Here is a 25,849-nt window from a genome sequence, read left to right on the forward strand (position 1 = left end):
GCTCGTCTTTTGGTGGGTGTTTTGTCGAAACTTATATATGGCCTTTTCGACAAGATCACGTCATTCAGAGACAAATGAGCGGAATTGAGCAAAGCGAGGCGAAAAACCCGACAGGCCATCAGGTCTGGCGCCTCAGGAAGACCGTCGTGATGGTCGGCATGATGGGGGCCGGCAAGACGGCCGTGGGCCGTGCCCTCGCGGCGCGGATCGGCGTTCCTTTTCTCGACAGCGACCACGAGATCGAATCGGCGGCGAACATGACCGTTCCCGAGATTTTCGCGCGGGATGGCGAGCCGTTCTTCCGCCTGAAGGAAAGCCAGGTGATCGCGCGCCTGCTGCGCAGTTCCTGCTGCATTCTGTCGACCGGCGGCGGGGCCTTTCTGGCCGAATCCAACCGCCGGATGATCTCGGAACAGGGGGTCTCGGTGTGGCTCAACGCGGCGCCCGAGGTGCTGTGGAACCGGGTGCGGCACCGCGACTCGCGCCCGCTGCTGCGAACCGCCAACCCCAAAGCGACCCTGCTCTCGCTTTACGAAAACCGCGTCCCGCTCTATGCCGAGGCCGATCTCGAGGTCCTCTCCGAAGGGGATGTCTCGATCGAGCAAATGGTTGACCGGGTTCTGGTCGCGCTGGCGACCCGTCCGGACGTTCTGGAGCAGGTGTAATGCAGCAGGTCGTTCCCGTCGCGCTGGGGGCGCGCAGCTACGAGGTGGTGATCGGCCCGGGGCTATTGGCCGAGGCCGGTGCGCGCATCGCACCGCTGCTGGCGCGGCCGCGCGTCACTGTCCTGACCGACGAGACCGTTGCCGCCCTTCACCTCGACGCGCTGCGCGAGGGACTGGCGACGCATGGCATTCAGGCCGAGGCTCTGGCGCTGCCGCCGGGCGAGGCCACCAAGAGCTGGCCGCAGCTGATCCGCGCCACCGAATGGCTGCTGGAGCAGAAGGTCGAACGCCGCGATATCGTCATCGCGCTTGGCGGCGGGGTCATCGGCGATCTGGCTGGTTTTGCTGCCTCGATCCTGCGGCGCGGGGTGCGGTTCGTGCAGATCCCGACGTCGCTGCTGGCGCAGGTCGACAGTTCGGTCGGTGGCAAGACCGGGATCAACGCGCCTCAGGGCAAGAACCTCGTCGGGGCCTTTCACCAGCCGTCGCTGGTGCTGGCGGATACCGAGGTGTTGGGCACCCTCACGGCGCGCGATTTCCTTGCGGGCTACGGCGAGGTCGTCAAGTACGGGTTGCTGGGTGATGCCGACTTCTTCGAGTGGCTGGAACGTCAGGGATCAGCGCTCGCCAGCGGCGACATGGCGGCACGGGTCGAGGCGGTGACACGCTCGGTTCAGATGAAGGCCGACATCGTGGCGCGGGACGAGACCGAACAGGGCGACCGCGCGCTGCTGAACCTGGGCCATACCTTCTGTCACGCGCTCGAATCCGCGACGGGCTACTCCGACCGGCTGCTGCACGGCGAAGGCGTTGCCATCGGTTGCGCGCTGGCGTTCGAACTCTCGGCGCGCCTCGGGCTCTGTGCCCAGGAAGCGCCAAGCCGGGTGCGCGCGCACCTCAAGGCGATGGGCATGAAATGCGATCTGGCCGACATTCCCGGCGACCTGCCGGGGCCTGACGCCCTTCTGGATCTGATGGCGCAGGACAAGAAGGTGGTTGATGGCCAGCTTCGCTTCATCCTCGCCCGGGGCATCGGCGAGGCCTTCGTCACCTCTGACGTGCCGCGCGATACTGTCCGCGCCGTGCTGGAAGACGCTCTGGCGATGTGCTGAGGCCTCAGGCCCGCTGCAGCACCACCAGTTCGGCGAGATTTTCGCGCGTGACATAGCCGATCAGCCCGCCCGACTTGTCGACCACGGCCACTGCAGGCGCTCCCTTGCCCAGCGCGTCCATGACGCCTTGCAGGGGCGCCGTCAGCACGACGCGCGGGATGTCGCGCTCTACGATCTCGGTGACCGGGTGTGCGGCAATATGGTCCGAGACCATTGCCTTGAAGATGGCATTGCGCGTCACGAACCCCTCGAGCGTGCCGTCCTCGGTAATCACCGGGAACTCGTGCTGGGTGGTACGGATCAGGGTATGGGCCGCGGCGTCGATGGTGTCCGTCGGGCCGAGGTGCTCGAACTGGGTGATCATTGCATCGCGCGCGACGAGGGTGCTGGTCGAGGCGCGGGTGGCGACATCGTTGCTCTCTCCGGCGGCGGCGAGGAAGATGAACACGGCGACGACCAGCAGGAGGGGGTTGCCCGTTGTGATGCCGAGATAGCCGAAGACAAGGGCGATGCCCTGGCCGGTCATACTCGCGATGCGGGTGGCCTTTACCCGGTCGAGGAACAGGCTCAGCAGCGCGCGGAACACGCGGCCGCCGTCCATCGGGAAGGCGGGGATCAGGTTGAACAGCGCCAGCACCATGTTGATGGTCGCGAGTTGTCCGAGGAAGGAGGCGGCGTCGAACTGGCCGTCTGCGAGGTCGGTCACGTCGGTCTCGGCCCCGAGCGCGAGAGTCAGTACGCCCCAGATAACCACGTTCACCGCCGGTCCGGCGAGTGCCACGATGATCTCGTGCGCAGGGTTTTCCGGCATCCGTTCGAGCCTTGCGAGCCCGCCGATGGGGAGAAGGGTGATATCGGGCGTCTTGATGCCATAGCGCCGCGCGGCAAGGGCATGGCCGAATTCGTGCGCGACGATGCAGGCGAAGAGCGCGACGACGAAGAGGAGGTTCTGCAGCGCGGCTGCCGTCCCGCCGGCGCTGTAGGCCGATGCGGCGACCCAGGCGAGCAGGAGGAAGAAGGTCAGGTGAATGCGGAGTTCAGAACCGAAGAGCCGACCGACGGAAATGGACCAGGACATGACGCAACCCCTGTCTCTTGCATGAATCTCTTGCTCGGTCCGGTGAGTTGGGCCGGTGCCATTGCTCCCATCGCGGTCTTGCGCAACGAAGGGTTGCGGGTAGGGCGGGAACTGTCCTCGAGATGGACGTTGCCCCGTCCCGGGTCAAGCCCGGGGCGAGGCGCTGCGCCAGAAGGCGGGTCTTAGAACGGGATCTCGTCGTCCATGTCGCGCGACGAGCCACCGCCGCCGCCGCCATTCCCACCGCCGTAGCGGTCGTCCTGCGGGCCGCTGTCGTAGCCGCCACCGTACCCACCACCGCTGCCGCCGCCGTAGTTGCCGCCACCGCCGCCTTCGCCGCGGCCGTCAAGCAGGGTCAGTTCACCGCGGTAGGGGCGCAGAACGATCTCGGTGGTGTAGCGGTCCTGGCCGGACTGGTCCTGCCACTTGCGGGTTTCGAGCTGGCCCTCGATGTAAACCTTCGAGCCCTTCTTGAGATACTGCTCGGCGATCCGCGCGAGAGGTTCCGAAAAGATCGCGACCGAGTGCCATTCGGTCCGTTCGCGCCGCTCGCCGGTATTGCGGTCCTTCCAGTTCTCGGAGGTAGCGATCCGCAGGTTGCAGACCTTGCCCCCGTTCTGGAAACTGCGCACCTCGGGGTCGCGACCAAGGTTTCCCACCAGAATAACTTTGTTTACCGAGCCGGCCATGCTGCGTCCTGTTTTGTCTCTTGGTTGATTGAATCCGAATCCCCCGATCCGGGTTCATGCGAGGTTACACGTCTCGGACTTGGGTTGAAACTCGAACAGACCTTAAAACGGTTGAGGCATGGTTAAAACCGGGATGGCCCGGGGTTCTGGTATTTTCGTTCCGGTTCTGTATAGTCCCCGCTGGAAAAACAGCCGGGGGGCGGAAGAGGGATGCGCAAGCTTGCCTTGGGAATATTTGCGGTCGCTGCGATCGGTATCGCGGCCGCTCCCGTGCGTGCGGACATGCTCGGAACCAAGAGCCAGCGCAAACTCTTCAAGTCCCAGCTCGACGTGCTGGATAAGCGCGCATCGCAGCAATACTCCTATTCGGAACGGCTGAAACCGCCATCGCTCTACGGCAGCGACTCCGCCTCGGCCAGCTATCGCGGCCGCTACAAGGGCGAGTACCTTGAACTGGCGCGCTCGGCCGCGCGGCGCCACAACGTGCCCGAAGATCTCTTTGCCCGTCTGGTGCAGCAGGAATCTGGCTGGAACCCGCAGGCCAAGTCGCACAAGGGCGCGCTGGGACTGGCCCAGTTGATGCCCGAGACCGCCCTGCTGCTCGGCGTGAATCCGCTGGACCCGGTCGAGAACCTCGAAGGCGGCGCGCGCTACCTGGCACAGCAGTTCGCGGCCTTTGGCTCCTGGCGGCTGGCACTTGCCGCCTATAACGCGGGGCCGGACGCGGTTAAGAAACACGGCGGTGTTCCGCCTTACCAGGAAACCCGCAACTACGTCCGGAGCATCTGGGGGAGCTGACACCGGGACCAAGCTGCCGCGACCCTTTCGGGGCTATCGGCACGTGGGGCCGCACTTTTTCGGGAACCGTTTTCGTCTATCGGGGGTTGATGGGTCACAACATCGACACGGCCCGCTGCTCTGCATCCACAAGGATCCATAAGGCGCCGGGTCTCGTAAAGGAGACGAGTTATGAAAAAGGTTCTGCTTCAGACAACCGCCGCCATCTTTGCAACCGCAGCCCTGGCCGCACCGGTCTTTGCCGCATCGCAGGCACCGATCCACGAGGTCAGCGTGACCACCGATTACTCGGGCCTGGAAGACAGCAATGCCAAGGACTTCTACCCGACGATCTCCGAAGACCTGATGACCGCCATCGCGGAACGCATCCAGATGAGCGACGATCCGACCGGCTACACCATCGACGTGACCATCCAGAGCGTCAACCTCGACGGCGAGACCGTTCTGCCGGAGAACAAGGAGTTCAACTCCATCGACGGCGTTATGAACATCTCGGCCCCCGACGCCAAGGGCGCGACCAACGCCATCCCGATCAAGGTGCGCGCCACCACCGTCGATGGCACCGTGCCGGAAGGCTACAGCGCTGTGGCACCGTCCGACAGCGACTTCTACCAGGCGATGATCCAGGGCTATGCCGACGCCGTGGTCGAAAAGCTGCCCGACATCCCGACGGGCACCGCCAGCAAGTAATTTTGCCGCAATCGCGGGAAACGGGCCGGTTCACCGGCCCGTTTTTCGTTGTCGGGACTACTCTGCCGCGATCTTGATGACAGGTTCCATCTCGGCGAATTTCTCGTCCGACAGGTGACACTTGATCTGGTGGCCGCCGAAATCGCGGATCGGCGGCACCTCCTTCTCGCACAGACCACCCGGCACCTGGCTCTTCCAGCGGCAGCGGGTCTGGAACGGACAGCCCGGCGGCGGGTTCATCGCCGAAGGAATGTCGCCCTCTAGCACGATGTGCTTCTTCTCGACGCTGGTGTCGGCGATCGGCACCGCCGACAGCAGCGCTTCGGTATAGGGGTGGTAGGGCGGCGCAAAGACCTGGTCGGTGGTGCCGAGTTCGACCACGTGTCCGAGGTACATAACCATCACCCGGTCCGAGAGGTAACGCACGATCGAGAGGTCGTGGCTGATGAACAGCAGCGTGGTCTTCTCGTTGCGCTGGATCTCCATCAGCAGGTCGGTCACCGCCGCCTGCACGCTCACATCCAGCGCCGAGACCGGCTCGTCCGCCACCACGATGCGCGCGCCGCCCGAGAAGGCGCGGGCGATACCGACCCGCTGCTTCTGCCCGCCCGAGAGCTGGCGCGGCATCCGGTCGGCAAAGGCGCGCGGCAGTTTCACGAGGTCCAGCAACTCCAGCATGCGCTGGCGCCGGTCGGCGTCGGTCTCGCCGTAGCCGAAGACCTCGAGCGCCCGGATGATCTGCCGGCCCACGGTCATCGAGGGGTTCAACGTGTCGAAGGGGTTCTGGAACACCATCTGCACGTCCGCCACGGTGCGCGCGTCGCGCTGCTCGATCGGGACCTGCTCGATGTTGCGGTTGTCGAGCAGGATCTGCCCGTCGGTCGCCGTCTCCAGCCCCATAAGCACCTTGGCGAAGGTGGACTTGCCACAGCCGGATTCCCCGACGATGGCCAGCGTCTCGGACTCGCGCGCTTCGAAGCTCAGGGTCTCGTTGGCCTTGACCACCTTGGCCTCGCCGCCACCGAAGAGCGCGTTGGCGGCGACCTCGTAGTACTTCTTCAGCTTGTCCATCTTGAGGACCACCTTGCCGATCTCGGCCTTGCCCTTGGTCTCGACGGCCTGAACCGGCGCGTGCCAGTCGATCTCGCGGAACCTCAGGCAGCGGCTGAAGTGGCGGTCGCCACTGCCGACATCCTCCATCGGGATGTCCCCGGCGTTGCAGCGCCCTTCTTCGAAGTAATCGCAGCGCGGGCCGAAATTGCAGCCCTTGGGGCGCTCGTGCGGCAGGGGGAAGTTGCCGGGGATGGCCACCAGCGGGCGCGCCGTCTTGTCGGCGCCGGGCAGGGGGATCGAGCGGAACAGCGCCTGGGTATAGGGGTGCTGCATGGTGTCGAAGACATCCTTGATCGAGCCATGCTCCACCGCCTCGCCCGAATACATCACGCAGATGCGGTCGCAGGTCTCCAGCACCAGCCCGAGGTTGTGGCTGATGAACAGCATCGAGGTGCCGTACTTGCGCCCGAGGTCCTTGACCAGTTCGACGATGGCCGCTTCCACCGTCACGTCCAGTGCGGTGGTCGGCTCGTCGAGGATCAGCAGCGCCGGTTCCGACATCAGCGCCATGGCGATGACGATGCGCTGTTGCTGCCCGCCCGAAAGTTGGTGGGGATAGGAGTTCAGGATGCGCTTCGGGTCCGGCAGTTTGACGTCGGTCACAACCTGCAGCGCGCGGGCATAGGCTTCCTTCTCGCTCGCGCCGCGGTGGATCATCGGCACTTCCATCAGCTGCTTGCCGATTTTCATTGCGGGGTTGAGGCTCGCCATCGGCTCCTGGTAGATCATCGCGATCTCGCTGCCGCGGATCTGGCGCAATTCCGCGTCGCTCATCTTGCCAAGGTCGCGGCCCTTGAACTTGATCGACCCGCCGACGATGCGGCCGTTCTTGCCAAGGTCCTGCATCACCCCCAGCGCCACAGTGGACTTGCCGCAGCCGGATTCGCCCACGAGGCCCACCGCCTCTCCCGGGCGCACCTGCACCGAGAAGTCCATCACTGCCGGGATTTCCCGTAGCCGCGTGAAGAAGGAGATCGACAGCTTGTCGATTTCAAGGATCGGTCCGTCGTAGGCTTCGTTCGTCATGGCGTTCCCCGTCGGTCGCAGGGCGGGTCCCCTGCATCTTTTCTTTGAAAGTACTCCGGGGGCCCGGGGGCAGCGCCCCCGGACCTCTCCGCGTCTCAGTCCCTCAGGCTCTCTTCCCGGAGCCCGTCCGCCAGCAGGTTCAGCCCGAGCACGAGGCTCAGCAGGGCCAGGGCCGGGGGCAGGGCGGGGTGCAGGTAGATCGAGAGCAGCTTGCGCCCTTCGTTGATGGTCGACCCCCAGTCCGGGCTTTCGGGCGGCAGGCCAAGGCCGAAGAAGCCCAGGGTCCCGAGCAGGATGGTGGTATAGCCGATGCGCAGGCAGAAATCGACGATCAGCGGCCCCCGGGCGTTGGGCAGGATCTCCCACAGCATGATGTACCAGGGTGTTTCACCCCGGGTCTGCGCCGCCGCCACGTAGTCGCGCGTCTTGATGTCCATGGTCAGGCCACGCACGATCCGGAACACGGTGGGCGAGTTTACGAAGACCACCGCGACGAAGACCACCAGGATGCCAGGCGGGATGTCGAAGAAGTCGAGCGGCCAGAAACCGATCTTGGATCCGCGCATGTTGATCGCCGCCGCGTAGAACAGGAACAGAGGCACCAGCACGATGGTAAGCCAGGTCCAGTCCTTCTTGGGCTGGGTGCGATATCGCGAGTGAATCAGGACCGCGAAGAAGATCAGCGGAAAGAAGAACAGCACTGCTGCCATGAACTGGGGCAGGCCGGTCAGCACGATCTCGGGCGTGACCAGCAGGTAGAACAGCAGGATCACCGGGAAGGCGAGGATCAGGTTGGCAAGGAAGCTGAGGAAAGTGTCCAGCCGCCCACCGTAGTACCCCGCCGGCAGGCCCAGCGTGATGCCGACCATGAAGGCGAAAAGCGTCGCCAGCGGCGCGATGGCGATCACGATGGTCGCGCCATGCACCATGCGGCTGAACACGTCGCGCGCAAGGTTGTCGCCGCCCAGCAGGTACCAGGGCAGGACGCCGTCCGGAGCGTCACTGAGGGGGGTGCCAGGCAGTTTGTTCTTCATTCCTGAAAGCTGCGCCAGCGGGTCGTGGGTCGCGATCATGTCGAAGCCGGCATAGATCCCGGTAAAGACCCAGAACATGACAAGGGCAAAGCCCACCATGCCGATGGGGCTGTCGAACAGCTTGCCGTAGAGCCCGAGCCGCCGTTTGTAGGCAAAGGACAGCACGAAGAGCACCACGAGGGAGATCCAGACCGGCAGGAACTGCGCCAGGATGCGGATCACGATATCGCCGAAGCCGAGAGGTTCCATGTGTGTCTCCTCGGGCTCAGGAAATGCGGATGCGCGGGTTCAGGAAGACATAGCCGATATCCGATATCAGCTGCGTCAGCAGAACGACCACGACCGAGACCACCGAGACCGCCAGCAGCAGCTCGATGTCGTTGTTTCCGGCGGCCTGCACCAGCGTCCAGCCGAAGCCCTTGTAGTTGAACAGGGTCTCGACGATGACGACACCGTTCAGGAGCCAGGGCACCTGCAGCAGGATCACGGTGAAGGGCGCGATGAGCGCGTTGCGCAGGGCGTGTTTGATCACGATGTTCGAGAACTTCACACCCTTCAGCCGCGCGGTGCGGATGTACTGCGCGGTCATGACCTCGGTCATCGAGGCCCGCGTCATTCGCGCGATGTAGCCCATGCCATAGAGCGCGATGGTCAATACCGGCAGGAAGAAGTTGTCGAAGTTCGCGTCCTCCATGGCGCTGGTCGCTGTCCCCTTGAACCATTTCAGCCCCACCGTGGACGAGGTGAAGACGGCGATGAAGATGACCCCCGATACGTACTCCGGCGTCGCCGTGGTGAGGATCGAGAAGGTCGAGAGCGTCCGATCTGTCGCCGAACCCTCGCGCATCCCCGCCAGAACCCCGATCAGCAACGCCATCGGAACCATCAGGACCATGACCCAGAACATCAGCTTGCCGGTCAGGGCGAGGCGCGTCGCGATGATGTCCGAGACAGGCTCGCGGAACACGGTCGACATGCCCCAGTCGCCCTGCAGCAGCCCGCAGAACCGGGGCGCCTCTGCCGCGACCTCGGCAGGCTTGGTGCCCGCGATGCATCGGCCGGTGACACCCGCGTCGGTCTCATGGGTCCAGCCGGGCAGGACTCCGAGCCATTGACCGTACTTGATGGGAAGCGGCTGCAGGTAGCCTTCCTTGTTCAGCCAGCTTTCCACCGCCTCATCCGACATCCGGAAGTTGCCTTGGGTCTTGGCCAGCTTTTCGAGGTTCGGATAGAGATTGGTCAGGAAGAAGACGACGAAGGTCAGGCAGATAGCCGTGACGATCATCACTCCCGTCCTGCGGAGGATGAATAGTCCCATTTAGCTTCCCTGTTGGTCAGGTTATGGCTCGGGCCCGTTGTCGCCGGACCGTCTGGATTATCGTTGGTTGGGTGGCGCGCCCCGGTTCGGGGCGCCCCGTTGATGGTTGGATCTGCAAAGGGCCGCTCCGGTTGGAACGGCCCCGCGCATGTCACCGGTCAGGCCGACACGCCCCACTTGTAGTGGTGATGTTCGTAGGTGATGTGCTGGTCGACGTTGACCAGGCCCTCGCGGTAGTGGCGATAGATCGAACGCCAGTAGGGCTGGATGGTCACGCCTTCCTCCTGGATCAGCTTCTCGCCCTTGGCGACGATCTCGCGGCGCTTCTCGGCGTCGTTGATGGCCAGGGCTTCTTCCAGGATGGCGTCGAAGTCGGGGTTGGACCAGCCGAATTCGTTCCAGGCCTCGCCCGAACGATAGGCCAGCGCCCAGATCTGCACACCAAGCGGGCGGTGGTTCCAATTGGTCGAGCTGAACGGGTACTTGGTCCAGTCGTTCCAGAAGGTCGAGCCCGGCAGAACGGTCCGCTTCACCTTGAACCCGGCGTCACGCAGTTGCGCGGCGACGGCGTCGGTGGTGTTCTTGCGGTAGTCGTCGTCGATCGAGATGATCTCGTGCTCGAAGTCCATCATGCCGGCCTCTTCCATCAGCGCCTTGGCGCCTTCGGGATCGACCTTGAGCGGCGGCAGCGGAGCGTAGTCCGGGTGCACCGGCGCGACGTGGTGGTTCTCGGCCACTTCACCGCGGTTGCCGTAGCCCAGTTCGAGGCAGACGGCGTTGTCGACGGCCATCGAGATGGCCTGGCGCACGCGCTTGTCGGCATAAGGCTTCTTGCCGTCGATCTCGGCCAGCTGGTTCGGGCGGATGACGAGCGTTGCCGCGGTCACAACCTCGGACTGCTTGAGGCCAATGTCGTTCATGATGTCGATGAACTCGCCGACGGACTCGTAGAGCATGTCGACTTCTTCGGACTCGATCGCCGCCAGCCACGAGGACGGGTCGGTGCCGTAGTCAATGTACTCGATGGTGTCGAGGTAGGGCCCGCCGTAGACATCGGTGCCCCACCAGGTGAAGTCCGTTGCCCGCTCGAGGGTCGCGCCGACGCCGACTTCCATCTTGGTCAGCTTGTAGGGACCGGTGCCGACCAGCTCGTTCGGATTGGCCGGGTCATAGCTGGAGTGCACGATGGCGGCGGGGTAGTCGGCAAAACCCGGGATGATCGAGATGTCGGGAACCGAGGTCTTGAGCACCACGGTGTTGGCATCAGGTACGGTGATCGCGCCGTCGCGGGCCTTGCCGGTGTCGGCGTCGACCAGCGAGGCCACACGGGCGGCCATCGAGTTGCCCTCGACGCCCTTCTCGCACCAGCGCTCGATGTTGCGCGCCACGTCTTCGGCAGAGAAGTCGTCGCCGTTCTGCCATTTCACGCCCGAGCGGACCTTGAGGGTATACTCGGTGGCGTCTTCGTTTGCTTCCCAGCTTTCCAGCAGCATGCCGCGGATGGTCCCGTCATTGTTGTATTCGACGAGGTATTCGCAGGTGCCGCGGGTCACGTTGGCGATTTCGGACCAGTCAGCGGTGCGCGTGTCCTTGAGCGCCTTGACCTGCATCTGGCAGCGGAGGGTGCCGCCCTGGGCCGGGGTCGCATCCTGGGCGCGTGCCGGGGAGGGCATGCCAATCAGGCCATAAGCGACGGCGGAGGTGGCCCCGAGCGCCGTAGCACGGGTGAGGAACTCACGCCGGTCGATCTGCCCCGCGATGAACTCGCGGGCGTGCATCTCGGCAGCCGGGTGGGTCGTTTGGTTCGATTGTGCCGGTTTCATCGGACGTCCTTTTACCTTCCTGTTTGCATTGGGTTATGCGGAGCCCAACCCGCCGCCCCGGAACTTTCCGTCCAGAGTCGGCCATTGCACTCTTCCATAGAAGACCTCGCACCCCATGGTCGCATTCCGCCCCAGATTTCCTCTTGGGTCAACGGCTGCTTTCGTCATTTCAGGTCAAAAAAACGACACGCGGGGTCGCAAAGCTTTGCGCGCGTCAATGTGTGTGGCAGGAATCGTCGTTTCCGGAACAGCCGTTTTTCGCGGTGTCAGGCGGGGCGCAGGCTGGCCTGGCGCAGGGCGCTGGGGGGCTTGCCGGTATGTTGCTGGATGAACTTGGTAAAATAGGCCGCGCTGCCGAACCCGAGACGCTGGGCGATCTCGCGGATGGGAATGTCGCTGGTGGACAACAACTGGCGCGCGGCATGCAGGTTTCGCTCGACCAGCAGGGCAGCGGCGGTGCGGCCCGTCTCGGTCCGGCAGACCCGGCTCAGATGGGTCGGGGTGACGCCCAGTGCAGCGGCATATTCGGCCATCGTCTCGCCCGAGCTGTGCGCAGCGGCGACCCGCTGGCAGTAACTGCGCATCAGCCGGGCCGAGGCGGTGTCGCGCCCGTCGCTGGCGTGTTCGGCCAATTGCCGCTGAAGCCAGATGAGGGCGAGCGTGGCGTAGGCTTCCATTGCCTCGCTTCGGTGCGCGCGTCCGCCGAGCTGTTCGCGGTTCAGCGCCTCGAAGAGGGTGGTCAGCTCGGACTGGGCCATCACGTCGCGGGTCCGGATGTGCATGGGCGCGGTGGGCACCGGCAGCCCGGTATCTCGCGGCAGAACCAACGCCTGTCCGTAGCCCTGACGCCCGAGGTCGAGCGACATGAGCTGCCCGGCCGGCACGAAGAGCGCGTTGTGCGTGCCGACCCCGCGACGGCGCCCGTCGAGCAGGGCAAGACCCTGGCCGCGGGTGATCCAGATCAGCAGCGCCTCGGGCCGGTCATGGGCCAGATCGAGCTGCCACGTGCCCCCGGCCGCGAGCTGTGCGAGTGTCAGCAGGCGGGGACCGGCGACTGTGGCCGGTTTCGCAACAATTTGTTCGGTCTTTGAGATATTTTGCGCCATTTCGACTTGCCGATTGCCAGAAATGTCGGGAAATCGCAATTCCCGTGCGCGGTCAGTCTGCGGAAATCCGCCGCCAGTGCCGCATTTTAGAGCGGAACCAGGTTCGCTGACGCTTGGCGTATTGGCGGGTCGAGATGGTGGCCCGTTCCCGGGCCTCGTCAAGCGTCAGTTCGCCCAGCAGATGCTGCGCCAGTTCCGGCACACCTATGGCGCGAAAGGCCGGTCGGGAGGGATCGTAGACCGGTAGCATGGCGCGAACCTCGTCCAGGGCGCCGAGCGTCAGCATCCGGTCGAACCGTCGCGCGATCCGCTCGTTCAGCCAGTCCTTGTCGACGTCGAAGACAAGCGGAACGACTTTGTCGGGTGCGAGCGGCGGGGGCGGCGTCTCGGCCTGCCAGAGGTGCAGCGCCCGGCCGGTGGCGCGCTCGACCTCCCATGCGCGCTGCACCCGCGCGCGGTTCAACTGGTCGAGACCGGCGGCGGTGACCGGGTCGATGTCCGCGAGCAGCACGTCGAGCGGCAGCGCGTCGCCTTCGGCCCGGATATCGGCGGGCGTTTCGGGGATCTCCGCCATACCCTGTGTCAGGGTTGTGAAGTAGAGCCCGGTGCCTCCGGTGATGATCGGCCGCTCGGGGCCATTCAGCAGGGGCATGACCTCGCGCAGCCAGTGGCCCGCGGAATAGGGCGCGTCCCATGCAACGTGGCCATAGAGCGCGTGGGGCGCACGAGCTTCTTCTTCGGGCGAGGGGCGGGCGGTCACGATACGGAAACAGTCGTAGATCTGGCTGGCGTCCGCGTTGACCACGACACCGCCCTGGCTCTCGGCAATCCGCAGCGCCAATTCGGACTTGCCCGAGGCCGTCGGGCCGGCAATCAGCACCGGCCGATCCGGCGGAATGTCGCCCAACCCTTCATAGCCTGCGATCTGCATTCCGCCGCTTCGTCCTCTTGCACCGATGGCCGGGATGGAATGTGCCCCCGGCACATTGAACCCGGCGCGGATTTCCGTCATTTTGCCGCGAACCTAAACCTGTGGCCCAGCGGAGTGCAACATGACCTCTTCCCCCGAACCGAAACCGCAACCCACAGGCACCAAGTACAAAAGGGTCCTGCTGAAAATCTCGGGCGAGGCCCTGATGGGCGACCAGGGATTCGGCCTGCATCCTCCCACCGTCCAGCGCATCGCCAACGAGGTGAAGTCCGTCTCGGAGATGGGGGTCGAGATCTGCATGGTCATCGGCGGCGGCAACATCTTCCGCGGGCTCGCCGGGTCGGCACAGGGGATGGAGCGGACCACCGCAGACTACATGGGGATGCTCGCGACGGTGATGAACGCGCTCGCGATGCAGTCGGCCCTTGAAGGTCTGGGCGTCTTTACCCGGGTGATCAGCGCCATCCGCATGGACGAAGTGGCCGAGCCCTACATCCGCCGCCGCGCCGTGCGCCACCTCGAGAAGAAGCGGGTCTGCATCTTCGCCGCCGGGACCGGGAACCCCTATTTCACCACGGATACCGCCGCGACCCTGCGGGCCAACGAGATGGCCTGCGAGGCGATCTTCAAGGGCACCAAGGTCGATGGCGTCTATGACAAGGACCCGGTCAAGTTCGACGACGCCAAGCGTTACGACACGGTGAGTTACGACGACGTGCTGGCCAAGCGGCTTGGCGTCATGGACGCCTCGGCCATCGCGTTGGCGCGGGACAACATGTTGCCGATCATCGTCTTCTCGCTGGACGAACCCGGCGGCTTCCGCGGGATCCTCGCGGGCGAGGGGACCTATACGACGGTTCAGGGCTGACAGAGTTACATCGCAGGCGCCCCGGCCAAAAGGCCGGGGCGTTTCGATTCTGCTACCCGAGGTGGATGCGCCCCTCGGGGTAGCGCACACGAGGCGCGGTCTGGGTCGCAAGGAAGTAGCCGAGGGTGAGCGGGCCGACGCGGCCCATGAACATGATCACCTCGAGCACCGCACGGCCGAAATCGTCGAGTTCCCCGGTCAGCCCGCGCGAAAGGCCGGTGGTGCCGAAGGCGCTAACCACCTCGAAGGCCACGTCGAGGAAATGGCCGTCCTGGCTCGCACAGAGCAGGAAGATGCCCACGAAGACGATGATCGCACTGATGGCGGTCAGGGCCATGACCTTCAGCACTTCCTCCAGCGGGATGCTTCGGCCAAAGGCGTGAAGCTGCTTGCGGCGTTTGAAGAAGGCGATGGTGGCAAGGCACATGACCACGAAGGTCGTCACCTTTATCCCGCCTGCCGTCGAGGTCGGGCCGCCGCCGATCAGCATCAGCGAGATCATCATCAGCGCGGTATCGTCGTGCAGCCCGGCCATGTCGACGGTGTTGAACCCGGCGGTGCGCGGGGTGACCCCCTGGAACCATGCGACCATGGCCTTGGCCTGCCCGGTGTGAAACTGGCCCAGCGTCTTGGGGTTGTTCCACTCGAGAACGGCGAAGCACAGGCAGCCCCAGACGATCAGCAGCGCGGTGCCGACCAGCATGATCTTGGTGTGGAGCGTAAAGGCGCGCCAGCGCTTGCGGCGGGCGATGTCGTCCAGCACCACGTAGCCGATGCCACCAACGATGAAGAGGATCGGGATGACGATGTTCACCACCGGATCCGTGGCAAAGGGCACAAGCCCGCTGGCAAAGGTCGAGAAACCCGCGTTGTTGAAGGCGGAGATGGAGTGGAACAGCGCCGTCCACAGGCCTAGGCCGAGGCCGAGCACGGGGATGAAGCTGACGCTCAGCATCACCGTTCCAGCCAGTTCGAAGATCAGCACGACCTTGAAGATGCGCCGGACGAGTTTCATGATGTCGCGCAAGGACTCCTGATTGAGGTCCTCGCGCAGGTAGTGATGGCCGGTGATCCCGATGGGCAGACCAAGCGCGGCAAGGATCAGCACGGCGAAGGTCATCAGCCCCAGACCGCCGAGCTGGATCAGCACCATCAGCACGAACTGGCCGAAAAAGGTGAGATGCGCGCCGGGATCGAAGACCGAGAGCCCGGTCACGGTGACCGCCGAGGTTGCCGTGAACAGCGCGTCGGACCACGAGATCTCGGTGATGGCCGCGGCGGGCATCTTGAAGGCGAGCGCGCCGAGAAGGATCAGACCGGCATAGAGCAGGGCCAGGATCAGCGGCGGCGGGACGCGCGCCAGCCGTTTGAGGGCGCGACGGAGCAGCGGTTTCATGGGGTTAAAGCGCGTCGCTGAAGGCGCGCAGGTCGGCCCGCTTGCCCAGCAACAACAGCTTGTCATCCTGGCGCAGTTCGGCCTTGAGGTCGCGGCAGTTGCTGAACTCGGTGCCGCGCATCAGCCCCAACAGTTGCAGGTCCGGCTGGTCGTTCAGGCGCAGCGAGCCGATGGTGCGCCCGGCAAGCCGCTCGGGCAGGAGGATGCTGACCACGCTGAAGCCGTTCCCGAGGCTCACGTAGTCCTGCACCATCGGGTTGTTCAGCATCTGCGCGATGTGCCGGCCCATCTCCTGCTCGGGCAGGATGACGCGGTCGGCCCCGATCTTGGACAGGATGCGGTGGTGCGTCTTGTTGGTCGCCTTCACCCAGATCTCGCTGACGCCGATGAGGCGCAGGTTCATCGTGGTCAGGATGCTGGACTGAAGGTCGTCGCCGATGGCGACAAGGGCGATATCATAGCGGTCGATGCCGACCTCGCGCAGTGCGATCTCGTCGGTGGTGTCGAGGATCGCGGTTTCGGTCAGCTGGTCCGCCAGCCGGGCGACCTGCTTTTCCTCGGAGTCCACGCCCATGACGTGATTTCCGAACCGGGCAAGTTCAAGCGCCACCGTGGACCCGAAGGAGCCGAGGCCGATGACCGCGAATGTAGGATTGAGCTTGGGCAAAATGTCTGCCTTTCAGGGGACGATCTGCGCGGCGGACGCTTTCACCCGGTTGTCCGGGAGTCAAGGCTGCGGTTCCGGGCATGTGCACAAAATGTAAACGGCTATACATCCGCCTGCGCGTGTCATAGAACGCAGTCCGAACGATAAACTCCAAGGCGGGCAAGAGGACCATGGCAGACGAATTCGAACTCGATACCGACGACCTCAAGCGGCGGATGGATGGGGCGATGGCGAATCTGCGCACCGAATTCGCCTCTCTGCGTACCGGGCGTGCGTCGGCCTCCATGCTGGAACCGGTGCAGGTCGACGCCTACGGCTCGATGACGCCGATCAACCAGGTGGGTACGGTCAACGTTCCCGAACCGCGCATGGTGACGATCAACGTCTGGGACAAGGGCCTTGTCGGGAAAGTCGAGAAAGCGATCCGCGAGTCCGGTCTTGGGATCAACCCGCAGCTCAACGGGACCATCATCATGCTCCCGATCCCCGAACTGAACGAAGAGCGCCGCCGCGAGCTGACCAAGGTCGCCGGCCAGTATGCCGAACACGCGCGGGTCTCGATCCGCAACGTGCGGCGCGATGGAATGGACCAGATCAAGAAGGCGAAGGCCGACGGCATGTCGGAAGACGACCAGAAGTTCTGGGAGAGCGAGGTGCAGGATCTCACCGACGCCATGATCAAGGCAGTCGACGATGCGCTGGAGAACAAGCAAGCCGAAATCATGCAGGTCTGAGCCAGAGGCGATGCCAAAGGATCCTGTCATCCTGGAAGGTAACGGTCCGCGTCACGTGGCCATCATCATGGATGGCAACGGTCGCTGGGCACAGGCGCGGGGCCGCCCCCGACTGTTCGGCCATCATGCGGGCGCGCGTCGTGTCCGCGAGGTGGTGGAAGCCTGTCCAGAGCTCGGCATCAAGTACCTGACGATCTTCGCCTTCTCGACCGAGAACTGGAAACGGACGCAGGTCGAGGTGGCCGGGCTGATGAGCCTGTTCCGCCGCTACATTGCCAAGGAAACCCGGGCTCTCGACGCGCGCGGGGTGCGGGTGCGCTTCATCGGCGACCGAGTCCGGCTCGATGACAAGCTGATCGACCTGATGGACAACCTCGAAGCGCAGACCGCCGGGAATGACGGGGTGAACCTGACCATCGCGCTGAACTACGGTGGACGCGACGAGGTGGCCCGCGCGACCAAGCGGCTGGCCGAGGATGTTGCCGCAGGCAAGCTGCGCCCCGCCGATGTCGACGAGCAGACCCTGCCGCGATACCTCGATACCTGCGTGCTGCCGGATCCCGATCTCGTGATCCGGACCAGCGGCGAGGCGCGGATCTCGAACTTCCTGCTGTGGCAGTCGGCCTATTCCGAATACGAATTCATCGACACCCTCTGGCCGGACTTCTCGGCCAGCGAGCTGGCGCGGCTCTGCCACGCCTACGGCGCGCGGGACCGGCGGTTCGGAGCCGTCAAGGCATGAGCGAGCAGAGCGCGCGCTGGCGGGACCTGGGCACCCGGGTCCTCTCTGCCGTTGTCCTGGTGGCCATCACGCTGGCTGCGCTCTGGTCGGGTCCGGTGGCGTGGGACATCTTCGTCTTTGCGGTCTTCGGACTGATGATCTACGAACTCGCCCGGCTCTGCGATCCCGAGATCAGTTTCGCGCGGCGGGTCGCGCTTGGCGTGGTGCCGCTGGCCTACCCGCTGCTGGCCATTGCAGGGATCGTGCTGGGCGATGACCGTCTGATCGAAGACCTTCCGCCGGGCATCACCGGTCAGGGGCTCTTCGAGGGTGGTATCTACGGTGCCGTGATGGGCGTCGCCGCCCCGTTGATCGTGGGGCTGGTGATGCTGGGCCGGGGGCGCCTGCTGTGGCTGGCCTACGGTGCGCTGCTCTGCGGTGCCGTGCTTTACCTCGCCTACGATTACAATCAGCACGGCGCGGGTGGTATCCTTGCTATCGTCGGGCTTGTCGTGGTCTCGGACTCCGCCGGCTACTTTGCGGGTCGGGCGTTCGGCGGACCCAAGTTCTGGCCCGCGATCTCGCCCAAGAAGACCTGGTCCGGCACTGTCGCGGGCTGGATTGGCTGCGCCATCTTCGGCGCCGTGGTGCTGCCCCACTTTGGGCTGACCTGGCTTGAGGGCGCGGTGGCCTCCTTCGTCGTCTGCTTCGCTGCACAGATGGGTGACATCGCCGAGAGCGCCATGAAGCGCCGGGTGGGGCTGAAGGATTCCTCCTCGCTGATCCCGGGCCACGGCGGCGTTCTCGACCGGCTGGACGCGCTTGTCGCGGCAGCCTGTCTCGCCGGGATCATCACGCTGGTGTCGGGGGGCTAGGGGCCGTGCGGCGGGTTTCCATTTTCGGCGCCACCGGGTCCATCGGTCAGAACACCATCGACCTGATCGCGCGCGCCCCGGACGAGTACGAAGTCGTCGCGCTGAGCGGTGGACGCAATGTCGCGCAGCTGGCCGAGGACGCACAGCGCCTTGGTGCCGCGGTCGCTGTGACCGCCTTCGACGAGATGCTGGAGCCACTGCGCGAGGCGCTTGCCGGTACGGGGATCGAGGCACAGGCGGGGCAGGCGGCCCTGTTGGAAGCGGCTTCGCGTCCGGCGGATTGGGTGATGTCGGCGATCGTTGGCGCGGCCGGGCTGGAGCCCGGGCTGCGCGCGCTGGAGCAGGGCGCGACGCTGGCCCTTGCCAACAAGGAAACGCTGGTCTGTGCCGGGGCGCTGGTGATGGCGACGGCCGAGGCACATGGCGCGCGAGTCCTGCCGGTCGACAGTGAACATTCCGCCATCTTCCAGGGCCTGATCGGCGAGGACATCGGCGCGGTCGAGCGCATCATCATCACCGCCAGCGGCGGGGCGTTCCGCGACTGGCCGATGGACAAGCTGCGTGGCGCGACGCTGGCCGAGGCTTCGTGCCATCCGAACTGGAACATGGGTCAGCGCATCACCATCGACTCCGCGTCGATGTTCAACAAGGCGCTCGAGGTCATCGAGACGCGGGAGTACTTTGGCGTCGACCCCGGTCAGATCGAGGTGCTGGTGCACCCTGAATCGATGATCCACGCGATGGTCGGCTTCCGAGACGGGGCGCTGATGGCGCATGTAGGGCCGGCGGACATGCGTCATGCCATCGGTTTTGCCCTGCACTGGCCCGAGCGGCGGGAACTGCCGGTCGAGCGGCTGGATTTCGCGAGTATCGGACAATTTACCTTCCGTGCGCCCGACCTGGACCGGTATCCGGCCCTGCGGCTCGCCCGGTCGGTCATGGCGCGCGGCGGCCTCTCGGGCACCGTTTTCAACGCTGCGAAGGAGCGCAGCCTCGACGCGTTCATCGCGGGGCACATCGGTTTTCTGGAGATGGCGGAGACTGTCGAGGCGGTGCTGGACCGGTTCGAGTCTCAACCGGGTCTCATTGACGCCTCATTGACACTTGATAACGTTCTTCACACCGACCATCTGGCAAGAACATATGCCGACGAAGCGATGGCAGCACGAGCAGGGTAGGGGATTTTGGATATTACGGGATTGATACCGGAGTTCGGTGGCGTCGTTTACACGCTCATCGCATTTGTCGTTGCCCTCTCGGTCATCGTGGCCGTGCACGAGTTCGGACATTACATTGTCGGCCGCTGGTCCGGCATCCACGCCGAGGTCTTCTCGCTTGGCTTTGGGCCGGTACTGCTGTCGCGGGTCGACCGGCGGGGAACGCGCTGGCAGGTCGCCGCGCTGCCTTTCGGCGGTTACGTCAAGTTCATGGGGGATGCCAACGCGGCCTCCGGCATGGACGAGGCGGCAATGCAGGACGCCGCGCGTGACCCCGTGGAACTGCGCAAGACGATGCACGGCGCACCGCTCTGGGCGCGATCGGCAACCGTGCTGGCCGGTCCGGTGTTCAACTTCATCATGTCGATTGCCGTTTTCACCGTGGTTTTCATGGTGCGCGGCGTCTCGACCGAGCCACTGACCGTTGGCGAACTGCGACCGATGCCGGAGTCCGGCTACGAGTTGCAGGAAGGCGATGTCATCCTGAGCGCGGGTGGGGTGGTTCCCCCGGGTTTTGGAAACAGCGCCGACTGGGAAACCTTCCGCACCGCGCTGCCCTCCGAGCCGCTGCTCGACTACCGCATCGAGCGGGACGGATCCGAACTGACGGTCAAGGGCCCCTACCTCTATCCTCCGCTGATCGAGACGGTCGCGCCGCGCAGTGCCGCGATGGATATCGGGCTGGAGCCCGGCGACGTGATTACCGCCGTTGACGGCGAGCCGATCTTTGCCTTCGACCAGCTGAAATCGCGGGTCGAGTCCTCTGACGGCCGCGTGCTCAAGATCGACGTCTGGCGGAGTGGTGAAACCTACCAGTTCGCGCTGGCCCCGCGCCGTACCGACGAACCGGTGGCCGACGGCGGTTTCGCGACCCACTGGCGTATCGGCGTGGTCAGTTCGATGGCCTTTGTCCCTGCCACCGAACCCGCGGGCCCCATCGAGGCGCTGTCGGGCGGGGTGAGCCAGACCTACGCGGTGATCTCCTCGTCGCTTTCCGGGCTCTGGCACATGGTGACCGGCGCGATCAGCACCTGCAACATCTCCGGACCCATCGGTATCGCCGAGACCTCCGGCGCGATGGCCAGCCAGGGCGCGCAGAGTTTCATCTGGTTCATTGCCGTGCTCTCCACGGCGGTCGGACTGCTGAACCTCTTTCCGATCCCTGCGCTCGATGGCGGGCACCTCGTATTCTACATCTACGAGGCCGTCTCGGGCCGTCCGCCCAACGAACGCGCGCTGCGGGTCCTGATGTCGCTCGGCATCGCGGCGATCCTTTCGCTGATGGTCTTCGCGCTCGGCAACGATCTGTTCTGCTAAGCCTCTCATGGCTGCCCGCCCCAGTCTTGCCACATTGCGTGGCAAGTCTTGCCACATTGAATGGCTAGAACCGGCGCGAACGGCAGCAAAGGAAAAGTGACATGCATACCCTGCAAGAGTCATATCGAGGTTTGAGCCTGATCATGTCCCTGAACTGGGACAGGCTATTGTTTCTGGTCGCCATCGCGGCCGCGCTGATGACCGGGGCCTTCCTGGGCTCGCTCTGACAGCGAAACGAACCGATCAAGGCAATACGGCGCTCCCTGAAAAAGGGGGCGCCGTTTCCGTTTGTGGTTTTGACATCGCGACCCATTCCCGCTAGTCAAAAAGAAAGGGAAAAAAGGCGGGTGCAGCAGATGAGTTCCGGGACTGTAACAGGTAAATCCTGCGGTGCAGATAATGCGCGCGACAAGATGTTGTGGCCGCTTCCTAAGGTTTTCAGCAGTTTGGCGCTGGTCGCGATGGTCTCCTTCGCGGGGGTCGCCGAGGCGCAGTCCTACACCTTCAGCAACATCGTGGTGCAGGGGAATCAGCGGGTTCCGACCGGCACCGTGGCAAGCTACGCGGGGATCGAACGCGGCAAGTCCATGACCGCGGGCGAGTTGAATGACGCCTATCAGCGGATCCTTGCCAGCGGCCAGTTCGAAAGCGTCGAGATCGAACCGCAGGGCAGCACCCTCGTCGTGCGCGTCACCGAGTTCCCGGCGATCAACCGTGTCAGCATTGAGGGCAACCGCCGCCTGAAGGATGACGAACTGCGCGGGCTGCTGAAATCCAAGCCGCGCACCGTCTTCGACCCGAACACTGCCGAGGCCGATGCCGCGCTGCTGGCCGAAGCCTATGCCCAGCATGGCCGCATCGCCGCCACCGTGACGCCGCGCATCATCCGACGTCAGGACAACCGCGTCGACCTGGTCTTCGAGGTGATCGAGGGCGATACCATCGAGGTTGAGCGCGTCAGCTTCGTCGGGAACAAGGCGTTCTCCGATCGCCGCCTGCGCAACGTGCTGGCGACCAAGCAGGCGAACTTCCTGCGCAACTTCATCCGCAGCGATACCCTGGTCGAAGACCGGATCGCCTTCGACCGCCAGGCCCTGCGCGATTTCTACCTGTCGCGCGGCTATGCCGACTTCCGCATCCTCAGCGCCAATGCCGAGATGACGCGGGAGCAGGACGCCTTCTACCTCGTGGTGAACATGCAGGAGGGGCAGCAGTTCCGCTTTGGCAAGATCACCACCAGCAGTCAGGTGCCCGAAGCGGTCGCACAGGAGTTCCAGAACACCCTGAAGATCAAGCCGGGCGTCATCTACTCGCCGGTGCTGATCGAGAACGCCATCGCCCGCATGGAACGTCTCGCCATCAAGAACGAGATCGACTTCCTGCGTGTCGAGCCCAAGGTCACTCGCAACGATCGCGACCTGACGCTGGATGTGGAGTTCGTGCTGAGCAAGGGCCCGCGCGTGTTCGTTCAGCGGATCGACATTGAGGGCAACACCACCACGCTCGACCGGGTCATCCGTCAGCAATTCCGCGCGGCAGAGGGCGATCCGTTCAACCCGCGTGCGATCCGGCAGAGCGCCGAACGCATCCGTGCGCTCGGGTTCTTCGAGGACGCCGAAGTCACGACGCGGCCGGGTTCGGCAGAGGACCAGGTCATCATCGACGTGAACGTCAAGGAACAGCCGACAGGCTCGGTGACGCTAGGCGGCTCCTACTCGGTCGACGATGGCTTCGGCCTTGCGATCAGCCTGCGCGAGAACAACTTCCTTGGCCGGGGGCAGAGCGTGTCGGCCTCCATCGGCACCACCGAGGATTCCGACGAGTTCTCGGTCGGCTTTACCGAGCCCTACTTCCTCGGGCGCGATCTGTCCTTCGGCTTTGGCCTCGGCCTGAGCGAGACCGACTCGTCCTACACCAACTTCGACAGCAAGCGCATCTACTTCACCCCGAAACTGAGCTTCCCGGTCAGTGAAAACGGGCGGATGGGTATCACCTACTCCTACTACCAGAGCGAGATGTCGGAGCGGGAAGATACCGAGAGCTCGAACGTCATCGCGAACGAGATCAGCTTTGGCGACCGTACCACCAGCTCACTCGGGCTGACCTATTCCTACGACACGCGCCTGACCGGTCTTAACCCCAATGCGGGCATGCTGTTCGAGGTCGGAACCGAGTACGCGGGCCTTGGCGGCGACAACGAGTTCCTCAAGAGCAACGCCAAGGTCGTGGCCCAGACCAAGGTGCTGAACGAGGAAGTCACGCTGCGCGCGTCTTTCGAGGCTGGGATGCTGAACTGGATGGGCAACAACACCAGCCGGACCATCGACCGCTATATCCTCGGCTCGCGCATCATGCGAGGTTTCGAGCCCTACGGTATCGGTCCGCGCGACCAGTCCAACGGCGAGAGCGACGCACTCGGCGGCAACTACTACGCCGTGGCCCGGTTTGACGCCGAGTTCCCGCTGGGCCTGCCCGAGGAACTGAACGTCATGGGCGGTGTGTTCTATGACGTCGGCAACCTCTGGGGTCTCGACAACGTGGACACGTCTTCGAGCACGTCGATCGTCGGCGAGGACGGGTCGTTCCGCCACGTGATCGGTGTCTCGCTGCTGTGGAACACGGCCCTCGGCCCGCTGCGGTTCAACTTTTCCAAGGCGTTGGTCAAGGAAGACTACGACAAGGAACAGAACTTCAACCTGACTTTCCAGACGCAGTTCTGAGCCCGGCATGGGCAGACCAATCCGAGCTCTTGTTCTGACCCTCGCGCTGGCCCTCGGGCCGGCGCTTGGCGTTTCTTCGGCATCTGCTCAGTCCGTAAGCCCGACCAGCGGCTCGATCCTAACGATCTCGTCAGACCGGCTCTACTCCGAATCCCAGTTCGGCAAGCGCATCGCGCAGGACCTGGAAGAAGACGGCAAGACGCTCGCCGCCGAGAATCGCCGGATTGAGGGGCTGCTGACCGAGGAAGAGCGGCAGTTGACGGAGCGGCGGTCCACGACGGAACCGCAGGCGTTCCGCGACCTCGCGGATGCCTTCGACGCCAAGGTCCAGTCGATCCGGACCGAGCAGGACGCCAAGGCGCGCGCACTGGCTCAGCGCAGCGACCACGCGCGCGGGATCTTCTTTCGCGCAGCACGGCCGGTGCTTGGCCAGCTGATGCAGGAGACCGGCGCGGGTGTCATTCTAGAACGGTCCAACGTGTTTCTGAGTTCGGACGCCACCGACGTGACGGACCTTGCCATCCGGATGATCGACGAGACACTGGGCGACGGCAGCGATCTCGATACCGGCGAGGTGAAGGATCCCGCGGCCGAGACGCCCGGAACCGCGGATCAGTAGACCGGTCTGCCGCAGCTTGCCCAACGCGGCAGGGGTTGCTAGTCAGAGCCAATACGAGAAAACGGGGAAACCGACATGAGCGACAGCCTGCAATCCGCTGATATCCAACTGATCCAGCGCATCCTTCCTCATCGATATCCCTTCCTGCTGGTCGACAAGGTCGTCGATATCGACGGCACCGCCTCGGCGCGGGGGATCAAGAACGTCACCATGAACGAGCCGCACTTCCAGGGGCACTTCCCCGGTGTGCCGATCATGCCGGGCGTGACCATTGTCGAAGCCATGGCGCAGACCGCAGGCGTGATGATCGGCACCGCGCTGAACATGGCCGACAAGGAACTGCTGATCTATTTCATGTCCATCGACAACTGCAAGTTCCGCCGCAAGGTGGGGCCGGGAGACGTGCTGGAGATGAACGTGACCACGCTGCGCGGCAAGCCCGGTGGCAAGGTCTGGAAATTCGGCGGCCGCGCCACGGTCGAAGGCGAACTGGCCGCCGAAGCCGAGTTCACCGCCATGATCGACATGCCGAAGGAGTGACCGCGATGGCCCAGATTCACCCCTCTGCCGTGGTCGAAGACGGCGCAACGCTGGGCGAGGGCTGCATCATCGGTCCGTTCTGCCTCGTCGGGGCGCAGGTCGTGCTGGGCGACCGGGTCGAACTGAAGAGCCACGTGGTGGTCACGGGGAATACGACGGTCGGCGAAGACACGGTGATCTTTCCCTTCGCAGTGATCGGCGAGATCCCCCAGGACCTCAAGTTCCGTGGCGAGGATACGCGGCTCGAGATCGGGGCGCGGAACCGCATTCGCGAGCATGTGACGATGAACAGCGGTACCGAAGGCGGTGGCGGGGTAACCCGCATCGGCGACGACGGGTTGTTCATGGCGGGCTGCCACATCGCGCATGACGCGCAGGTGGGCAACCGGGTGATCGTGGTGAACCAGTCGGCCATTGCCGGACACTGCGTGCTGGAAGACGACGTCATCGTCGGCGGCCTGTCCGGAGTACACCAGTGGGTGCGCATCGGTCGGGGCGCTATCATCGGCGCGGTGACCATGGTTACGAACGACGTGATCCCCTACGGGCTGGTGCAGGCGCCGCGTGGCGAGCTGGACGGTCTGAACCTCGTTGGGCTCAAGCGGCGCGGGGTCAGCCGGGCGGACATCACTGCGCTGCGGGCGGCCTTCCAGATGCTGGCGCAGGGCGAAGGGACGTTTCAGGACCGGGCTCGCAGGCTGGGCGATGAAACCGAGAGCGACTATGTCCGCGAGATCGTCGCCTTCGTGCTTGGCGACAGCGACCGCCACTTCCTGACCCCGGGAGGCTGAG

Annotated in this window: 25 protein-coding genes; 15 read left to right on the top strand and 10 right to left on the bottom strand. The window is 64.5% G+C overall.

Features of this window, described 5'->3' with window-relative positions; all coding sequences use genetic code 11:
• Window positions 1–74 precede the first annotated feature (74 nt).
• Window positions 75–665: a shikimate kinase gene (locus tag DDT93_RS03795; protein WP_109464448.1), complete on the top strand. Its 591-nt coding sequence runs from the start codon at window positions 75–77 to the stop codon at window positions 663–665.
• Entirely contained in the window at window positions 665–1,777 is a 1,113-nt protein-coding gene (gene aroB / locus DDT93_RS03800) for a 3-dehydroquinate synthase (RefSeq protein ID WP_109464449.1), read from the top strand. The genes DDT93_RS03795 and aroB overlap by 1 nt, the downstream gene beginning before the upstream one ends.
• Window positions 1,778–1,781: 4 nt before the next feature.
• Here the strand turns inward: aroB and DDT93_RS03805 are convergent, their stop codons facing one another.
• On the bottom strand, window positions 1,782–2,855 hold the full coding sequence (locus DDT93_RS03805; RefSeq protein ID WP_109464450.1) for a site-2 protease family protein: 1,074 nt from the start codon (window positions 2,853–2,855) through the stop codon (window positions 1,782–1,784).
• Window positions 2,856–3,037: 182 nt separating this feature from the next.
• On the bottom strand, window positions 3,038–3,544 hold the full coding sequence (gene ssb, locus DDT93_RS03810) for a single-stranded DNA-binding protein (protein ID WP_109464451.1): 507 nt from the start codon (window positions 3,542–3,544) through the stop codon (window positions 3,038–3,040).
• A gap of 210 nt (window positions 3,545–3,754) precedes the next feature.
• On the opposite strand from ssb, the gene DDT93_RS03815 reads away from it, so the two are divergent.
• Entirely contained in the window at window positions 3,755–4,342 is a 588-nt protein-coding gene (locus DDT93_RS03815; protein ID WP_109464452.1) for a lytic transglycosylase domain-containing protein, read from the top strand.
• Between the two features lie 171 nt (window positions 4,343–4,513).
• On the top strand, window positions 4,514–5,032 hold the full coding sequence (locus DDT93_RS03820) for a hypothetical protein (protein WP_109464453.1): 519 nt from the start codon (window positions 4,514–4,516) through the stop codon (window positions 5,030–5,032).
• A 57-nt stretch (window positions 5,033–5,089) separates the two neighbouring features.
• On the opposite strand, the gene DDT93_RS03825 is transcribed toward DDT93_RS03820, so the two are convergent.
• The 6 genes from DDT93_RS03825 to miaA form a co-directional block, all read right to left on the bottom strand.
• A complete protein-coding gene (locus tag DDT93_RS03825; RefSeq protein ID WP_109464454.1) occupies window positions 5,090–7,171 on the bottom strand; it encodes a dipeptide ABC transporter ATP-binding protein in 2,082 nt (693 codons plus the stop codon).
• A gap of 95 nt (window positions 7,172–7,266) precedes the next feature.
• Window positions 7,267–8,454: an ABC transporter permease gene (locus DDT93_RS03830; protein WP_109464455.1), complete on the bottom strand. Its 1,188-nt coding sequence runs from the start codon at window positions 8,452–8,454 to the stop codon at window positions 7,267–7,269.
• 16 nt (window positions 8,455–8,470) lie between these two features.
• The gene (locus DDT93_RS03835) at window positions 8,471–9,523 is read right to left on the bottom strand and encodes an ABC transporter permease (protein WP_109464456.1); all 1,053 of its coding nucleotides are present in this window, start codon (window positions 9,521–9,523) and stop codon (window positions 8,471–8,473) included.
• 158 nt (window positions 9,524–9,681) lie between these two features.
• Entirely contained in the window at window positions 9,682–11,346 is a 1,665-nt protein-coding gene (locus DDT93_RS03840) for an ABC transporter substrate-binding protein (RefSeq protein WP_109464457.1), read from the bottom strand.
• A gap of 266 nt (window positions 11,347–11,612) precedes the next feature.
• Window positions 11,613–12,452, bottom strand: coding sequence for a helix-turn-helix transcriptional regulator (locus DDT93_RS03845; RefSeq protein WP_109464458.1), 840 nt, complete (start codon window positions 12,450–12,452; stop codon window positions 11,613–11,615).
• A 52-nt stretch (window positions 12,453–12,504) separates the two neighbouring features.
• Window positions 12,505–13,383, bottom strand: a complete 879-nt coding sequence (miaA, locus tag DDT93_RS03850; RefSeq protein WP_109464459.1) for a tRNA (adenosine(37)-N6)-dimethylallyltransferase MiaA — start codon at window positions 13,381–13,383, stop codon at window positions 12,505–12,507.
• 121 nt (window positions 13,384–13,504) lie between these two features.
• Here miaA and pyrH point away from each other — a divergent pair, with 121 nt between their 5' ends.
• Window positions 13,505–14,251 (top strand): UMP kinase, encoded by a 747-nt coding sequence (gene pyrH, locus DDT93_RS03855; RefSeq protein ID WP_109464460.1) that lies wholly within the window; start codon window positions 13,505–13,507, stop codon window positions 14,249–14,251.
• 52 nt (window positions 14,252–14,303) lie between these two features.
• On the opposite strand, the gene DDT93_RS03860 is transcribed toward pyrH, so the two are convergent.
• The gene (locus DDT93_RS03860) at window positions 14,304–15,647 is read right to left on the bottom strand and encodes a TrkH family potassium uptake protein (RefSeq protein ID WP_109464461.1); all 1,344 of its coding nucleotides are present in this window, start codon (window positions 15,645–15,647) and stop codon (window positions 14,304–14,306) included.
• Between the two features lie 4 nt (window positions 15,648–15,651).
• A complete protein-coding gene (locus DDT93_RS03865) occupies window positions 15,652–16,314 on the bottom strand; it encodes a potassium channel family protein (RefSeq protein ID WP_109464462.1) in 663 nt (220 codons plus the stop codon).
• Between the two features lie 170 nt (window positions 16,315–16,484).
• On the opposite strand from DDT93_RS03865, the gene frr reads away from it, so the two are divergent.
• The 10 genes from frr (at window position 16,485) to lpxA (ending at window position 25,848) form a co-directional block, all read left to right on the top strand.
• Window positions 16,485–17,048 (top strand): ribosome recycling factor, encoded by a 564-nt coding sequence (frr, locus tag DDT93_RS03870; RefSeq protein ID WP_109464463.1) that lies wholly within the window; start codon window positions 16,485–16,487, stop codon window positions 17,046–17,048.
• 10 nt (window positions 17,049–17,058) lie between these two features.
• A complete protein-coding gene (locus DDT93_RS03875) occupies window positions 17,059–17,790 on the top strand; it encodes an isoprenyl transferase (protein WP_109464464.1) in 732 nt (243 codons plus the stop codon).
• The gene (locus DDT93_RS03880) at window positions 17,787–18,644 is read left to right on the top strand and encodes a phosphatidate cytidylyltransferase (RefSeq protein ID WP_109464465.1); all 858 of its coding nucleotides are present in this window, start codon (window positions 17,787–17,789) and stop codon (window positions 18,642–18,644) included. Before DDT93_RS03875 ends, DDT93_RS03880 begins: the two co-directional genes overlap by 4 nt.
• 5 nt (window positions 18,645–18,649) lie before the next feature.
• Complete coding sequence (gene dxr, locus DDT93_RS03885; protein ID WP_109464466.1) at window positions 18,650–19,822, top strand: 1-deoxy-D-xylulose-5-phosphate reductoisomerase; 1,173 nt, start codon at window positions 18,650–18,652, stop codon at window positions 19,820–19,822.
• 6 nt (window positions 19,823–19,828) lie between these two features.
• Window positions 19,829–21,178: an RIP metalloprotease RseP gene (gene rseP / locus DDT93_RS03890; protein WP_109464467.1), complete on the top strand. Its 1,350-nt coding sequence runs from the start codon at window positions 19,829–19,831 to the stop codon at window positions 21,176–21,178.
• Between the two features lie 101 nt (window positions 21,179–21,279).
• Entirely contained in the window at window positions 21,280–21,405 is a 126-nt protein-coding gene (locus DDT93_RS27035; protein ID WP_269800939.1) for a hypothetical protein, read from the top strand.
• 186 nt (window positions 21,406–21,591) lie between these two features.
• Window positions 21,592–23,898, top strand: coding sequence for an outer membrane protein assembly factor BamA (gene bamA, locus DDT93_RS03895; RefSeq protein ID WP_408607904.1), 2,307 nt, complete (start codon window positions 21,592–21,594; stop codon window positions 23,896–23,898).
• A 7-nt stretch (window positions 23,899–23,905) separates the two neighbouring features.
• Complete coding sequence (locus tag DDT93_RS03900) at window positions 23,906–24,517, top strand: OmpH family outer membrane protein (protein WP_109464469.1); 612 nt, start codon at window positions 23,906–23,908, stop codon at window positions 24,515–24,517.
• A gap of 75 nt (window positions 24,518–24,592) precedes the next feature.
• Window positions 24,593–25,057, top strand: a complete 465-nt coding sequence (gene fabZ / locus DDT93_RS03905) for a 3-hydroxyacyl-ACP dehydratase FabZ (RefSeq protein WP_109464470.1) — start codon at window positions 24,593–24,595, stop codon at window positions 25,055–25,057.
• 5 nt (window positions 25,058–25,062) lie between these two features.
• Window positions 25,063–25,848, top strand: a complete 786-nt coding sequence (gene lpxA / locus DDT93_RS03910; protein ID WP_109464471.1) for an acyl-ACP--UDP-N-acetylglucosamine O-acyltransferase — start codon at window positions 25,063–25,065, stop codon at window positions 25,846–25,848.
• Window position 25,849 lies beyond the last annotated feature (1 nt).

The sequence above is a fragment of the Albibacillus kandeliae genome, from assembly GCF_003116585.1.
GTDB classification, from domain to species: Bacteria; Pseudomonadota; Alphaproteobacteria; order Rhodobacterales; family Rhodobacteraceae; genus Albibacillus; species Albibacillus kandeliae.

What these genes read in the sequence shown, in the direction of transcription:
- ssb (WP_109464451.1), bottom strand. Translation starts at nt 3,544, where the DNA reads ATGGCCGGCTCGGTAAACAAAGTTATTCTGGTGGGAAACCTTGGTCGC.
- DDT93_RS03835 (WP_109464456.1), bottom strand. Translation starts at nt 9,523, where the DNA reads ATGGGACTATTCATCCTCCGCAGGACGGGAGTGATGATCGTCACGGCT.
- DDT93_RS03815 (WP_109464452.1), top strand. Translation starts at nt 3,755, where the DNA reads ATGCGCAAGCTTGCCTTGGGAATATTTGCGGTCGCTGCGATCGGTATC.
- DDT93_RS03900 (WP_109464469.1), top strand. Translation starts at nt 23,906, where the DNA reads ATGGGCAGACCAATCCGAGCTCTTGTTCTGACCCTCGCGCTGGCCCTC.
- miaA (WP_109464459.1), bottom strand. Translation starts at nt 13,383, where the DNA reads ATGCAGATCGCAGGCTATGAAGGGTTGGGCGACATTCCGCCGGATCGG.
- DDT93_RS03825 (WP_109464454.1), bottom strand. Translation starts at nt 7,171, where the DNA reads ATGACGAACGAAGCCTACGACGGACCGATCCTTGAAATCGACAAGCTG.
- DDT93_RS27035 (WP_269800939.1), top strand. Translation starts at nt 21,280, where the DNA reads ATGCATACCCTGCAAGAGTCATATCGAGGTTTGAGCCTGATCATGTCC.
- aroB (WP_109464449.1), top strand. Translation starts at nt 665, where the DNA reads ATGCAGCAGGTCGTTCCCGTCGCGCTGGGGGCGCGCAGCTACGAGGTG.
- DDT93_RS03820 (WP_109464453.1), top strand. Translation starts at nt 4,514, where the DNA reads ATGAAAAAGGTTCTGCTTCAGACAACCGCCGCCATCTTTGCAACCGCA.
- DDT93_RS03830 (WP_109464455.1), bottom strand. Translation starts at nt 8,454, where the DNA reads ATGGAACCTCTCGGCTTCGGCGATATCGTGATCCGCATCCTGGCGCAG.
- DDT93_RS03805 (WP_109464450.1), bottom strand. Translation starts at nt 2,855, where the DNA reads ATGTCCTGGTCCATTTCCGTCGGTCGGCTCTTCGGTTCTGAACTCCGC.
- DDT93_RS03840 (WP_109464457.1), bottom strand. Translation starts at nt 11,346, where the DNA reads ATGAAACCGGCACAATCGAACCAAACGACCCACCCGGCTGCCGAGATG.
- DDT93_RS03880 (WP_109464465.1), top strand. Translation starts at nt 17,787, where the DNA reads ATGAGCGAGCAGAGCGCGCGCTGGCGGGACCTGGGCACCCGGGTCCTC.
- lpxA (WP_109464471.1), top strand. Translation starts at nt 25,063, where the DNA reads ATGGCCCAGATTCACCCCTCTGCCGTGGTCGAAGACGGCGCAACGCTG.
- DDT93_RS03875 (WP_109464464.1), top strand. Translation starts at nt 17,059, where the DNA reads ATGCCAAAGGATCCTGTCATCCTGGAAGGTAACGGTCCGCGTCACGTG.
- frr (WP_109464463.1), top strand. Translation starts at nt 16,485, where the DNA reads ATGGCAGACGAATTCGAACTCGATACCGACGACCTCAAGCGGCGGATG.
- DDT93_RS03860 (WP_109464461.1), bottom strand. Translation starts at nt 15,647, where the DNA reads ATGAAACCGCTGCTCCGTCGCGCCCTCAAACGGCTGGCGCGCGTCCCG.
- DDT93_RS03845 (WP_109464458.1), bottom strand. Translation starts at nt 12,452, where the DNA reads ATGGCGCAAAATATCTCAAAGACCGAACAAATTGTTGCGAAACCGGCC.
- fabZ (WP_109464470.1), top strand. Translation starts at nt 24,593, where the DNA reads ATGAGCGACAGCCTGCAATCCGCTGATATCCAACTGATCCAGCGCATC.
- bamA (WP_408607904.1), top strand. Translation starts at nt 21,592, where the DNA reads ATGTTGTGGCCGCTTCCTAAGGTTTTCAGCAGTTTGGCGCTGGTCGCG.
- pyrH (WP_109464460.1), top strand. Translation starts at nt 13,505, where the DNA reads ATGACCTCTTCCCCCGAACCGAAACCGCAACCCACAGGCACCAAGTAC.
- DDT93_RS03795 (WP_109464448.1), top strand. Translation starts at nt 75, where the DNA reads ATGAGCGGAATTGAGCAAAGCGAGGCGAAAAACCCGACAGGCCATCAG.